13 protein-coding genes and 1 pseudogene are annotated in these 12,929 nt (G+C 63.6%); 6 read left to right on the top strand and 8 right to left on the bottom strand.

Annotation, left to right across the window (positions count from 1 at the left end):
• Window positions 1–288 precede the first annotated feature (288 nt).
• Window positions 289–558 carry a type II toxin-antitoxin system VapC family toxin gene (locus BGM09_RS30040; protein ID WP_223187785.1) on the top strand — a complete coding sequence of 90 codons (270 nt, stop codon included), beginning with the start codon at window positions 289–291 and terminating at the stop codon, window positions 556–558.
• A 496-nt stretch (window positions 559–1,054) separates the two neighbouring features.
• Here the strand turns inward: BGM09_RS30040 and BGM09_RS38630 are convergent, their stop codons facing one another.
• Both BGM09_RS38630 and BGM09_RS30035 read right to left on the bottom strand, forming a co-directional pair.
• Entirely contained in the window at window positions 1,055–1,180 is a 126-nt protein-coding gene (locus BGM09_RS38630; protein ID WP_262928430.1) for a hypothetical protein, read from the bottom strand.
• A gap of 93 nt (window positions 1,181–1,273) precedes the next feature.
• Window positions 1,274–1,525 (bottom strand): hypothetical protein, encoded by a 252-nt coding sequence (locus BGM09_RS30035; RefSeq protein WP_188284930.1) that lies wholly within the window; start codon window positions 1,523–1,525, stop codon window positions 1,274–1,276.
• A 148-nt stretch (window positions 1,526–1,673) separates the two neighbouring features.
• Here BGM09_RS30035 and BGM09_RS30030 point away from each other — a divergent pair, with 148 nt between their 5' ends.
• Window positions 1,674–2,039 carry a restriction endonuclease gene (locus BGM09_RS30030; RefSeq protein ID WP_262928429.1) on the top strand — a complete coding sequence of 122 codons (366 nt, stop codon included), beginning with the start codon at window positions 1,674–1,676 and terminating at the stop codon, window positions 2,037–2,039.
• A gap of 6 nt (window positions 2,040–2,045) precedes the next feature.
• Here the strand turns inward: BGM09_RS30030 and BGM09_RS30025 are convergent, their stop codons facing one another.
• The 4 genes and pseudogenes from BGM09_RS30025 to BGM09_RS39245 all read right to left on the bottom strand — a co-directional run.
• A complete protein-coding gene (locus tag BGM09_RS30025; RefSeq protein ID WP_188284853.1) occupies window positions 2,046–4,301 on the bottom strand; it encodes a hypothetical protein in 2,256 nt (751 codons plus the stop codon).
• On the bottom strand, window positions 4,282–5,151 hold the full coding sequence (locus BGM09_RS30020) for a hypothetical protein (RefSeq protein WP_188284852.1): 870 nt from the start codon (window positions 5,149–5,151) through the stop codon (window positions 4,282–4,284). The genes BGM09_RS30025 and BGM09_RS30020 overlap by 20 nt, the downstream gene beginning before the upstream one ends.
• A 23-nt stretch (window positions 5,152–5,174) precedes the next feature.
• On the bottom strand, window positions 5,175–6,011 hold the full coding sequence (locus tag BGM09_RS30015; protein WP_188284851.1) for a vWA domain-containing protein: 837 nt from the start codon (window positions 6,009–6,011) through the stop codon (window positions 5,175–5,177).
• Between the two features lie 471 nt (window positions 6,012–6,482).
• Window positions 6,483–6,631 (bottom strand): annotated as a pseudogene (locus tag BGM09_RS39245) (transposase family protein); the annotation flags it as partial.
• Window positions 6,632–6,762: 131 nt separating this feature from the next.
• On the opposite strand from BGM09_RS39245, the gene yhhA reads away from it, so the two are divergent.
• From yhhA to BGM09_RS38140, 4 genes are read left to right on the top strand one after another with little or no spacing between them, the layout of a single operon-like run.
• A complete protein-coding gene (gene yhhA, locus BGM09_RS39240; RefSeq protein ID WP_411158380.1) occupies window positions 6,763–7,053 on the top strand; it encodes a YhhA family cyclophane-containing RiPP in 291 nt (96 codons plus the stop codon).
• A 9-nt stretch (window positions 7,054–7,062) separates the two neighbouring features.
• Window positions 7,063–8,229 (top strand): cyclophane-forming radical SAM/SPASM peptide maturase YhhB, encoded by a 1,167-nt coding sequence (yhhB, locus tag BGM09_RS30010; protein ID WP_188284920.1) that lies wholly within the window; start codon window positions 7,063–7,065, stop codon window positions 8,227–8,229.
• Window positions 8,207–8,845 carry a cyclophane-containing peptide 2OG-Fe(II) oxygenase YhhC gene (gene yhhC, locus BGM09_RS30005; protein ID WP_188284850.1) on the top strand — a complete coding sequence of 213 codons (639 nt, stop codon included), beginning with the start codon at window positions 8,207–8,209 and terminating at the stop codon, window positions 8,843–8,845. Before yhhB ends, yhhC begins: the two co-directional genes overlap by 23 nt.
• Entirely contained in the window at window positions 8,793–9,653 is an 861-nt protein-coding gene (locus BGM09_RS38140) for an aKG-HExxH-type peptide beta-hydroxylase (protein WP_223187784.1), read from the top strand. Before yhhC ends, BGM09_RS38140 begins: the two co-directional genes overlap by 53 nt.
• Before the next feature lie 1,008 nt (window positions 9,654–10,661).
• On the opposite strand, the gene BGM09_RS29995 is transcribed toward BGM09_RS38140, so the two are convergent.
• Window positions 10,662–11,750 carry a hypothetical protein gene (locus tag BGM09_RS29995; RefSeq protein ID WP_188284848.1) on the bottom strand — a complete coding sequence of 363 codons (1,089 nt, stop codon included), beginning with the start codon at window positions 11,748–11,750 and terminating at the stop codon, window positions 10,662–10,664.
• 467 nt (window positions 11,751–12,217) lie between these two features.
• Complete coding sequence (locus BGM09_RS29990) at window positions 12,218–12,715, bottom strand: hypothetical protein (RefSeq protein WP_188284847.1); 498 nt, start codon at window positions 12,713–12,715, stop codon at window positions 12,218–12,220.
• Window positions 12,716–12,929: the final 214 nt, after the last annotated feature.

Raw genomic sequence — 12,929 nt, 5'->3', positions numbered from 1 at the left:
TCGAGCAGTAGGCGGTAGGCCCGGCAATCCTGACCAACGACAGGGACATCCTCCCCGCCACTTAGATGCCTCCACGTCGCCGCGGAAGCGAGCGGGGTTGGTCAGGTGGCTTCGGGTCGTGGGTGCCCCAGCATTGCCAGCGTTCGCGGAGTCGGGCGGTCGGCCTCCTCCCGACGGTAGGCCCAGCCCGCACATACATCGATCTGGACGTGCTCGACCCGGCGGACCTTCCCGCCGTCCCCGAAGTCACCGCCATCACGATGGCCCGAGTTGCAACAAGGGGTCGCCATGGCCAAAGGCGCTGCCACCCGAGCCGCCCGCATGGAAAAACTGGGCGCGGCAGTCGCCGATTTCGAACCCCTCCCGTTCAACGGGGACGCAGCCGCCCGCTACGGCACGCTCGTAGCGCTCGCCATCGCCGCAGGCCGCGATCCACGCCCCCGGAGGATAGATCTCACTATCGTCGCAATCGCCTCCGCCCAGGACCTTCCCCTCTTCGCCCGCAACGCCGACGATTTCAAGGGGCTGGACGGCTCCCTGACCGTCGTTGCCGTCTGACGGATCCGCGCTACACGGTGTGCACCACAACCGCACCACTCGCAGCGGTATCCGGCGGTCAACCTCGGCCGGCGCTGGAGTCTGCGGCGCACCCGCTGGTCAGTCCGATACCGTGCTGACCAGCACCTGCTTCACGGCGGCACATGTGATTCCCAAGCTCAGAGCGCGGGTTCGATTCCCGTCATCCGCTCCATAGATAAGCCCCAGGTCGAAGACCTGGGGCTTTGTTGTTATCCAGACCAATTGAAGAACCCGCAGCACTGTCGCACCACATCTGACGGTCAAATCAGTGCACTCGCTGCGAGCATTCCCGACGAGCAATCCATCGAATGGGATCCTAGAACGGACGACCGTACGGGTGGTCATTCACGCGGTCATAGATACTGCGCAGCGACGACTAGGACAGCTGGCCACCACTGTGGCGTCTGGGGCGATGGACACCGCGTCCGGGTACGACCCGGTTGGGTAGGTGCCATCCACCGACAGCTCCACAAGTCTAAAGTCCTGCTGGTAGTACGGAGTAGTCGCTGACAGCGACCAGGTTCTTGTCGTCCGGGGTGATCGCCAGGTTGGCGATGTCGTCGATGCCGTACGGGTGTGAGTGCGAGTCCTCCACCGACATCTGCCGACTTCCACAGGCAGTGGAGAACCACCAGCCACACCATCACGGCCGAGCCCACGGCCGTCCGGCTTTCCAGACACGCTCGACGGAAACCTAGTCGATCCCCTTATCCCACCCGATGACGGCCGCGCTACACGACCGAATTCCCGCATTCTTGCCGTGCTGGAGGGAGAAATCCGGCACAATTGGCTTGCCGGACAACGTCTTTGGGGGGATCAGCTTGGCAGCGGTGCGGCGACGTAGCGCCCGACGCGGGAAACCGGCTTTACGCCGGTCGATCGCACGGGCCGACCGGCGGATCGTGGTCAGCGGCGCGGCGATCGGGGTAATTGTACTGGTCGGCATTCTCGCCGCTCATCCGGTCCTCGGCGTGCTGATGGTCATCGGCCTCCTCGCCGTCGTCGTAGCTACGGTGGTACGAAGCTTCCGGAGGCGGACCGAGGCCCGCGCGGTGTGGGCAGCCCGAGCCCAGCACGTGGAGGCTTACCAGAGCATGTCACCAAAGGAGTTCGAGCACGCTCTCGCGTTCCTGTGCCAGCGGGACGGATGCCGGGACGTCCGGGTAGTGGGCGGCTCCGGGGACCTCGGCGCGGATGTCATCGCGACCGTTCCCGACGGCCGACGTCTAATCCTCCAGGCGAAGCGGTACGGCCCGAACTCCACGGTCGGCAGCGGTGACGTACAGAAGGTGAACGGTACGTACCAGCACGCCCATGGCGGCCACCTGGCCGCAATCGTCACCACGAGCCGCTTCACGCAGTCGGCGCGCGACTACGCGGTACGCGTCGGCATCCGGCTTCTTGACGGCGACGCCCTGGCCGGTTGGACTTCTCGGACCGGTCCTGCGCCCTGGCACTGAGGAACGTCACCGACCGGTGACGAGGAACAACAGGTAACGGCGGAGGGAGAGGCCACGCCGGGTCCGGCGCGCCAGGGTGAGTGCGGCGTCGACAGCGGCGCGATCGTCCCGCTGCAGAACGAGTTGGGCGCGTCGCCGACTCATCTCGGCCCTGGCGCGCGCGTCATCGACACGGGCCGCCTGCTGAGCGTCCATGACGGCACGCTGTTCGGAAGTGATGCGCGTCCGCAAGCGGTCCCGATGTGTCTGGGCGTCTGTCTGGGCCTTCTTGCGTTCGTTGTGAAGGCGACTGCGCTCGGCAGTGGTCTGTGCCGCCAGATTGTGTAGCTCAGCGGGCGAGAGCTTGACCGGTGCGGACTGGCGCGCCCGGTCCTCGATACCCTTGCGCCAACTCTCCAGTGTTCGGGCGCGCTTCTCTCCGATGCTCGGGACTTTGACCTGATGGCCGCTCGCCAGGACGAACATGGCACTCACGGTGCCGTACCCGCCACCCGTGACGTAGCGGACCGCAGTGAAGTCCGCAGCGGTCCTGATACCCGCGCTGATGAGCGCGCTCGTCGTCCCGGCACCAAGATTCGAGAGCTTCGCGGTCTCGCCGATAGGAGTGCGCCGGAGTTGGTCCTGGACGTGGCTCCGCTGAAGTGGCGCGAGCGCCCTGTCACGTCGCTCCTGCTCCTGGCGGGGCAGCGCCGCGAGCTCACCGTCGATGGCGGCGAGCCGCTGGTTCAGCGTGATGGTGACGCGCGCGCCTTCGTTGTTCTGGTCGGCCTGCAGTTGTCGGATGCGGGCGGAGTCTTTCGCCTCCCGGTCCTGGATGTGCCGGTCGAGTGCCTGGACTTCCTGGTCGAGGTTCACCAGCGCCTTTTCCGAGTGCCCGATCGTCTGGGAGCGACGGCGCAGATCGCGTCGAAGCAGGCGTAGCGCCCGTACCTCGGACCGTGTGCGGCGGCCTGTACTGCCCGCTCCGAAGGCGGCAAGCAGCGCTCCCCCTTGCGCAGTGGGGTAGGCCGAGGCAGCGAGGAGGGAGCCAGCCGTGAGTATCGCCGGAGCGACGACCAACAGCGCCATGCAACAGGCGAGGGCGACATCAACCCTCCTGCGACGCTGAAAGTGCGAAACCGCCGATGCGGAGGCCGATGCCGATACGGAGGGGGAGGCGGTCAGCGGCGAAGGGACGGCCGACTGCAGATGACCGGTCAGCCACGAGGGGTGCGTGCCGGAACCGGACGGGGCCGAAGGGTGCGGAATCGACGTGGAGTGGGCAGACGGCCGCGCCCGGAGCGGAGCTGCAGGAACGGAGAACGTGCCTGGCGCCAGAGTGGGAAGTTCGGACAACGGCTGGGCGGACAGGTCCCTCATACGGCCGGCCAGGTCGCGCAGCCGCCGATCGGGATGGCTCAGCAGCGTCCCGAAGCGGAACGACGCGGCCGGCGCCCGGAAGTCCTCTTCCGTCAGGAGCAAGAACTCGCCCCCCGATTCGTGAAGTTGGTCCCACAGCATCGGATCGGCGGACAGTGCGGCCAACGAGAAGTAGATGACCCATGCCGAGAACCGGTCCAGGCCGGGACCGAAGTCGGTGTCCGAACGCTGCGGCGACTGGTAGTTGCGGTGGCCCATCTCAGTGGCCCGGTAGCCCGCCAGGGCGGGGACGAACATTCCGTCGTAGTCGACGAGCCGGAAGGTGCCGTCCCGGGCGACAAGCAGGTTGCCGTGCTGAAGGTCTCCGTGGGCGACTCCCGTGGCGGCCAGGTCTGCGGTCAGCGCGGCGAAGCGGTTGGCGAGAGCACCTAGCGCCGCAGGATCGGCACGGTGGTCCTCGATCCAGCGGATCAGGCTGTTCCCCTCCGCCCACTCCATCTTGAGCAGGGGATACCACTGACCGGCGACCAGGACGCCCTGTGACTGGTACTCGAAGCCGATGTTCCATGGCTGGGACAGCGCCGCGCGGCCCAGTGCGGCCAGATGTCGGCTGATCGCGTCGTAGCGCGATTCCTGGGCGGCAACGTCCTGGGTGAAGCACTTGACGGCGTAGCGGCGCCCCGAGCGCGAGGTGACCGAGAAGACGCTGGCGAAGTTCCCGGAGATGGGTTTGGGGCCCAGCACGGGATCGCGGCCGACCGTGCCGCTTTTGAGCTCGGGTTCCCTGAAGCACACAGCGGTGTTCTGCAGTGCCTCCACATACTCCCCGCCGGTGGGGAACCTGCGGATGTTCCGTACCCCCAGGCCGGTTCGCCCATTCGGATCACTCGGCGTCGCGGCCATCGGCTTCACCGGACCCTTCATCCCCGGCGACGATCTGTACCAGGGCGACATCGTCATTGCGCATCGACCCGCTCTCGCGTCGCTCACGAATCCATGCTGCGAACGTCGACTGTCCTTCCGCGGTCGCTGCTTGGAGTTCGAGCCACGGACGGGACTGGTTCTCGCAGCCGCGGAGGAACCATGCGGCCAGGGCGTCGGTCACCAGCAGGAGTTCGTCTCCCGCGCGCAACTGGCCGCGGTCGTACGACAGGCGGTCTGCGATGAGATCGACGTCGTGGTTGCGGCTGCCGAGGAGTTGTGGATTGAGCCCGAACTCCGCCGACCTGGTGAGGGGGAACGACGTGGCCTCGTCGCCGGAGACGTGGAACAGACAGCTGTCCCCGAGCGCGACGGCCGTATAGGTCCAGGCCCCTCCCTGCGCAACGGATTCCGCTTCGTCTGGAAATACGGCTGGCGGCGGTTGGACGCGCACGGCGACGAGTGTCGCGTAGGCGCCCTTCTCAAGTCCCGGCTGCTCGTACCACTGCAAGGGACGCCCGTCGGCCTCCCGGCGGGCGCTGTACTCCTTGATCCGGTCGTCCCACGGCTCGACGGCTCGACGCACCAACTCAGCTGCGAGCGGGCGCCGTTCGTCGAATATCTCCGGGTATAGGAAGCCCACATCAGCCGCCTCGCTCACCAGCGACCTCGCCCACCTCGAGGCCAGCATGCTCTCAGACGCCCCGTCGGCGACGGCGGCGCAGAGTGCCGTATCCACGGCGTCGTCGGCGTCCAGACTCGGGCGCACCTCGATCGCGTCCTCGCATTCGAGGTCGGAGCTTCCCTGCTTCGGAACCAGGAGCCGGTTCACGAAGAGTGTGGGCGCCAACCCCGTCACCGCAGTTCGGTGGCTCGGGTCCCGATGTCCAGGAACTCCACGACCGAGGTAATGTCCGCGTTGTAGACGAAACCACGGGTGCTTTCCGAGACACGATGCCCCTGCGAGGCCGCGTAGGAACGCATGTGGCTCGGCAGGACGCTGGACATGCCGAAGAGCGTCTGCGCATACGTGTCGGGGAGACCGGCCTCCGCGTCGGGGAACGTGACCGGCGAACCACTGCCGGCGGAGACGTGAAGGTTGAACAGGAGCACCGTGCCGTCCGCTGTCGCGTGCGACGCGATGGATATTGCCGCACTCGTCGGATCGCCGTCAGTCGACTCGCCGTCGGTGAGGTTCAGCACGATCGGCGGGAACCCACCGGGATGCTCCTCGATCCACCGAGCCACCAAGGAACCCGCGTATCCCAGCGCACGGGTCATAGGAGTGCCTCCCTGGGCCACCGGATCCATCCACACTGGGAAGCTGATGCTGGTCTCCACCAACCCGCCTGCGCCATCCGGAATCTTCTTCGACCGGTTCTCGACCCGGGCCGGGCAGTTGGCCACTTCGCTCAGCGGGACCAGGTCGCGGCCAGCCAGCGCGCCTCCGAACGCGGACCCGACCGAATGCCCGTAGCCGACGACGGCGACGTGGAAGTAGTCCCTGACGCCTTCCTCCTTGGCGCACTTGACCGAGAGTTCGGTCAACAGCCGGTTGATGGCGTCCGCAACGACATCAGCCTTCTGCTGGGCGCTCTCACCGCCGATCGCGTCGCTCATGGAGGTCGACTGGTCGACCAGGAAAATAAAACATCCCGGATTGGTGCGGCTGATCTCTGCGGAGTACGACATAACGGAGACCTGAGCTTCTACTTCGGGTACGCCGATGGGTGCTCACGTCACGTTGGACAAGCCCCCCTTGTGGGGACAGATGCTAGCCGGTCTCGACGTACCTGGTGCGGGTTCACTGCGGATTGCGCCATGGCCATGGGAGGCGGAGCGGACCTGTCGTCGTCCAGGTCCGCTCACACGTCTGGGATATACGGAGGCGGCACAGGTGGTGACACGGCCACAGGTAGATAGCCACCGCCGACTCGAGAGCATGGGGATCAGAGTGATGCCCCGTGGTGAGTCCGCGACGACGTTGACGACGTTCGTGTCGACCTCGCCGGAGAACTACCTCTTCCAGCACGGCCGCTCCGCTCCAGGCCGACCTATCAGCTATGAGCGGCCCGGTCGGCCGGGGCAAGGTCAGTAGTCCGACCAAGAGGAGAAAGTGGTCATTTGTGGCGCCGTGCGACGCTTCGGCGAGGGTCAGTGCAAGGCGGCCAGCACATCCATGGCCTCGGTGACGTACCAGTAGGCGGTGGTGGTGCCGACGCCAAAGCAGTCGCAAGTCGGGCGTGGGCGTAGCTGGAGCGCAAGTGAGCGAGAGCAAGCAGAGCTTGGCGGCCTGCACTCACGCGGCGCCACTCAGGCCCGGCCCGACAGGTAGCGCAGGGTCAAGAGGGACGCATCGAGCTGGTCGAACAGGCCAGCACTCTGGTTCACAGAGGGCCATACTCGTCCCACTGCAACCAAATTAGTCGCTCTCACACGACAGATGCCGACGAGCGGTCTACCATCCAAGATACGGATCGTAGAGCCCGGTGTTTTCGCGCGCTTTGGCTCGCGACTGAGGGCTCGTGGGGTCCTTGATCAGCGCCGATCACTCGAAGGGAAATCCCTTATGAATGAGGTAGAACCGGCCGAAACCGTGGCGGTCTCAGCATCTGCCGCCCCAACGCCAGAAATAGACAGTGTCGCACTCCAGCGTTTGATCGAGGAGGTCCGGACGAGCGAACCAGCGGCGACCATGGGTTACAACCGGACCCACAACCGCCACAACCGTTAGAGGTCAGTCCTGAATCGGGAGATTGATACCGCACTGGTCAAGACGGCTAGTCGGTGCAACCTGGACTGCAGCTACTGCTACGTCTACAACCTCGGTGACGATGGGTGGAAGAGTCAGCCTCGCCGTATGACAGATGCGGTGATGAGTGCTGTCATTGATCAGTTGGGCGCGCTAAGTCAGTCGCAGACGCGCCCGCTGAGCGTAGTACTGCACGGGGGCGAACCGCTCCTGCTCGGCATCGGCGCAACCGAGCGTTTCGTCGAAGGTCTCAAGTCGAGTCTGCGCGCAGATGCCGGTCTGCACGTCCAGACCAATGGTGTGCTGCTAACCGACGACTTCATTGACGTCTTCGATCGCTACGACGTGGGGATCTCGATCAGCCTGGATGGCCCGGCCGAGCTGCACGATCGAAATCGTCGGGACCGACACGGCGACGGTTCACACGAGCGCGTGGTGGCCGGCGTTGCTCGACTCGTCGCACACTCGGCGCGAGATCGGCTGTTCAGTGGATTGCTCGCGGTTGTCGATCCGACATCAGACCCTATCAAGGTGTATGAATTCTTGAAGGCCACCGGGGCGCCGTCATTTGACTTCCTATATCGGGATGGAAACCATGACGTCCTTCCTCCAGGAAAGAGCCAGACGGACTCGACAGAATACGGCGACTGGATGGTGCGCCTGCTCGACCACTACCTCGCGGACCTGACCCCGCCTCGAATCCGCGTGCTCGATGATCTCATTCGTCTCATCCTTGGCGGCCGGGGTCGCAAGGAGGGTCTCGGGCAAGAGGAGTACGGAATTCTTGTGATTGACACCGACGGTCGCATAACTCGCAACGATACGCTGAAGGTCGCTTACCCCGGTGCTGATCGCTTTCACCTTGAGCGTTCAATCGTCAACCGGGATCTCCTTAACCAGCTCACTGGCCCAGAATTTGACGAATACTTTGCCCTCCAGTATCCGACATCTCCGACCTGCGAAGCCTGCCCCGAACTGACGGTATGCGGCGGAGGAATGCCTGCTCATCGCTGGTCTACCAGGAACGGCTACTCTAACCCGACCGTCTTCTGTAGCGACCAGCTCACACTGATCTCGGCGATCAGAGGCCGTCTCTCCGTCGTCGCCAAGGAAATGACCGACACGAGGAATCGCCGTGACAACCAACTCTCCGCCTGAACAAGGCGCATTGCCGGCATCCGATATGGCGGTCTGGCCGCGGCCAGATCTGGGTAGCCCCGAGATGGCCGCGACTCCGTTTCGATACGCGACCTTGACTGAGTGCTTCACCCCGCATATCGGTGAGCACGTGCTCGAATGGTTTGAGCGCGACGCGCCATGGATCGCGAAGCGGACCGACTTTTACGAGCAGTACGAGTTCAGCTGCTGGGATAGCGCATCGCCGACAGCTTCCTACCTGACCAGACCCGACGTCCTCACTGACGTCAGCACCGCGATGACAGCCATGTTCGGATGCGAGTTTGAGCCGGACGTCAGCGTCGTGTGCCACAAGCTTGTGCGCGGGCACCGAATCGGCATACACAACGACTATCTCATCGGAGACGAGTCGCACCGACTGACCATCCAACTGAACCGCGGTCTCGCTGACACCGATGGCGGCTTTTTGATGCTCTTCAGCTCTGGCGACCCCGCCGATGTCCACCGTGTGCTGCGTCCGGAGCACTTGAGCGCACTTGCATTTGAAATCTCGCCCGACTCCTTTCACGCGGTTTCCAAAATGCATGGAGGAGCGCGATACACGATCATTTACTCACTCCGAGCCCGATGTGACTAGCTCACTCAGTCTCCGCCTGGGCAAGGAGGATCTGCTTTGGTTCCCCGGCCTGACGGCCGAACTGGTAGCGGACTTCATATCGCGCAGTCAAGTGGAGCCCAGTCTCGTCGAACAGTATGGGACGTCTCGCTGGTTGGCGGGCAATACAAGGCCCCCCGCACCCGACGGCGGTGGCATTCGAGTCGGGCCTCACGTAGCGAAGATTGAGTACTTATCGAGCGAGACAGCGGCAGGATTCGAGGGTCTGCACTTCGCTGACAGTCGTGATCCGGAGATCCGTGAGCAGATCCAAGGGGCAGTCGACGTGCTTACCCACGTCCCGAGCATGGCTGAAAGTATCGGCTCGGTCGTGAAGGTAATTCATCTGATTCAATGCCCGAGGGGCTATGACGTCAGCCACAGCACGCCCGAGCTGCCGTTCTCAATTTTTGTCTCGATACCGGAGAAGGACGAACGGGATGCGCCGCTAAGGGTGGCCGAGTCGCTCATCCATGAATCGATGCACCTTCAACTCACTCTAGTAGACATAATCGAGCCTCTGGCCGTGGATGATCGTGCAACTGGCTACTCGCCGTGGAAGAACGAAGATCGACCCGTCACCGGACTTCTGCATGGCCTCTACGTCTTTGCCGTCATCCACCAGGCACTCGGCATTCTGGCGGGCGTACGCGGCGAATGGCGCCAATACTGTCGCAACCGCAGCAGTGAGATCGAACGTGAGATTGCCTCTCTCCCAGAGGCACCGGAAGGTCTTTCTAAAATGGGCATCGATTTGTGGCGTCGTTGCCATGAAAGCATTGCAGATTGAGATAGGCTCCGATGGTCAACGGGCGGTTGCCCTTGTTGACGCGAGCCCTGCGATCCGGAGCCCATTGCGCTAGCTAATCCGCGCTGGCCCAGTCAAATGCAGCTCAGAACGCAGTTCTTACGCTACACGGCAGCCCCCACAGTTGCCGCCTCACGCCAGTTCCGCACCATGGACAGCGGTACGGTGCGGTCAATCACGGTCACCAACGGCGTCGGCCCACTGGGCACTTCAGGACCGAATGCGTCGCTGACCAGCACGAACGCTTACAAGGCGCCTGTGATTCCCAAGCTCAGAGCGCGGGTTCGATTCCCGTCATCCGCGCCATTTGATAAGCCTCAGGTCGAAGACCTGGGGCTCTGCTGGTGGCCCGTACCAGGAAAGTCCCGGACGCAAGGTCGTCCTGCCGGAATCCAACGGAACTTTCGGGCCATCCGACTTTGATTGAGGCCGCAGAACGGGATCGCCGTGTCGCGAAGCCATACCCAGCCCGCCTCGTGCGCCGAATCGAAGGTCGCCGGGCGCACCACGCCCCGGATTAGGCGTTCCGTACCCGTTGTCTGCCCAATGGGGAATTCGCCTGCCGAGCTTTAGGTTTGCTGGCACCGTGACGTTCAGCCCAGTCGGCGCGGGCAGCGACGAGCCGGGGGCGTATCGCGTGATCAGACGATCGGCTTGGGCTCGCAGCTTGGCCGCGATCCGTGCGAGGCCAGCAGGGTCAAGGCCGTCGATCCAGAAGTCCTCGACGATCGCGAGGTTGACGACGGGCACTCGGACGGTCAACACGAGAGGCCCGCATGGGGTCATCGGCCCTGATGGTCACGTGGTACGCCCCCGACTTACCGAGCTTCTCCGTGAAGCGGCTCACGTTCTCGACCGTCGAAGGCGGCAAGCGTTCCGTCCGGTAGATATACGGTTCCGCCGAAAACAGTCTCCCCCACCAATGCATGTGGACCCAACCGACCGCACCCTTCGTAAATCTCACTCCAAGCCGATCCCGTTTAGGTGCCTCTACCAGTGGGCCAACATCAACTCCTCGGCGGTAACACCGATGGCGGTCGAGATATTCATCATGACAGCTCGCACACCCACCTCCACACTATTTGTCCCGGCGACGGTGTCGTCAATGATCTCTGGAACTCCATCGAAGGAGTTCGCAGAGATGGCCGGATGCAGCCACTTCATCCATTCCCTGACAGATTCAACTCCATATCGAATACGCGGTGCCGAGACGCCTTCCTCCGATGCCATGGACAGAATTCTCAGCGCCGCCGCGAGGCGCTCCTCCGGGTAATTGTGCCCGGCAAGTACTCGGTCGATCTGCGAAATAGAGGAAACTTCGGCAGATGAAGCCACGAATCCCTCTCTACTTGTCAGATCCGGCCAGCTCTCCGGGCTCGGATCGATGACGACCGTCACGTCCGTTGCCGCGTCCCACGCGTCGGTACCGACCGACACCACGATCGAGGACCCGGAGCTCGCGGCCGGCCATGCGAAGAACGGTTGTTCCGAACTCTCCCTGAACGTCAAATATCCCGTAGCAAGGAGCAGCCGACCGCTGAAGGTCAGCCGGGGTGCGACTGGTGAAATTCCACGCCACACCCCTACTCTCACCGGAGCGATCTGAGCACGAGTAGCGACCATGACATGTCTTTGATCACTTACCGGAGGAGGGTTCATCAATAGATCGAACTCCGGATTTTCGCCTGACCCAATCACCAGAAGGCCGTGGTTCAGGACCACCTCGACTTCGCCGATTTTCATATTCGCCCCCCAATGGGTTCCTCCACCAATCCACCCGAAACGTGTGAACGCGCAAGCTCCATCAACTCTTCGTAGTTCCCCTTCGGCTCGTAGATCCCGTGGTTTCTTCCGATGCGAGCCAGAACTTGCACCGCCCTGCCCTGGATCTCGAATTTCTTGTGGCAAAAGGTCCGGTTCTGTCGTAGAAATTTCTTCGCCGCCCGCATGGGGTCCGACGGAAAGGGTATCCAATTGCTCTTGATTGATCTCTACGTCGCAGTTGTGGACCAGGACCGCCGCCGTTCCCGCCAGCGCATAGTACGAGTGGAGGTCCGCGACCGTGAGGTCGTACGTCACCGCTATCGCGTGGTAATTGCCCTGCCTTACGGACTGGCCGAGAGCACCTGGTACGTCAACCAGGGGGGCGTCGAGAGCCTCCGACCGTGCCTGTCCCCCGTTCGTGCAGGAGGGCAAGCCGCTAGTGACCTGGCAGACGCTCCGGCTCGACAGTGATGGCTGGGGAAAGGCCAGCCGTCACCGCCCAGGTGGCATGGACTGGCGCACCAGCCTGCACTGCTTGGATCTACGACATCGACATGGCCCGCGTGACCGGGCTCGGAACCGACGGCTGTCAGTGGGAAACTGTTTCGTAGCAGTAACGCCGGACGACATGACCGAGAACGGTGGCGACCGGACCGTCGAGCAGCGCAACGGACACCTGGGACACCTCGATCCGGTGGAGGTCCACACCCTGGGAGACGACCACGGGCCAGCCGTTGGCGGAGGTGGCCGCAGTCGTGGTGGCCGTCCGCGAGGGCGCGGTCTCATGAGCCCGGTTTCCGCAGAGTTTCGTCGACCTTGTCGCGCAAATCCGGCGGAGCCGCTTCCAGGAGGCGCCGTGCCGTATGGTGGTCCGCCGAGCCGGGGTGGGCCGTCAAACCCCACACAAGTAGCGGTGCCGCGCTTGGCGACGCAAAGAATTCCGTCTTGACGCGACCGTCGCCAGTCGATGACGCGACCCGAACCCACAAGGACGTGGCCGCTGCCGTGTCTTCTGTCGCACGCGCCAAGGCCACGTCTCTGGGGCGAAGCGTGAGGCGGACCCTGCCGTTATTCGTGTACCCGAGCACTACGCCCACGACCTCAGCGCCCTCAGGCAGGATGAGCGGCTCTGCCGTGTCAGTCAGGTCGGCGCTGTCGACGAATCCGGTCGTGCCATCTTCCAGTCGCAGCGACTGGCCGTAGGGGCGCCGCAGGCCGGTGACGGCACTGACTACCGCGTATTTGGCCAACGGCCCATTCGACACGATCAGTTGCTCCAACCCTGCGCATCCCAGTTCCCACCCCAAATCTCGATTTCTCAGCCAGCCATTTGAATGGGACAATCACTTTGATTCCTCCCTTGTGAGTCCCGGCGTGACCACGCGCGAAGTCCTCCCATAACCATTTTCGTCAAATCAGGGGGCTTGACGTCGATCCCGGTGGCACGTTCTGTCTCACCGTTCGGCCGTCTGGCAACACGGTAGAGATCGGTGG

The sequence above is a fragment of the Streptomyces sp. CBMA29 genome, assembly GCF_014596445.1.
Taxonomy (GTDB): Bacteria; Actinomycetota; Actinomycetes; order Streptomycetales; family Streptomycetaceae; genus Actinacidiphila.
Note: the sequence above shows the minus strand (reverse complement) of the source record. Positions and strands in the feature narration are given on the sequence as shown.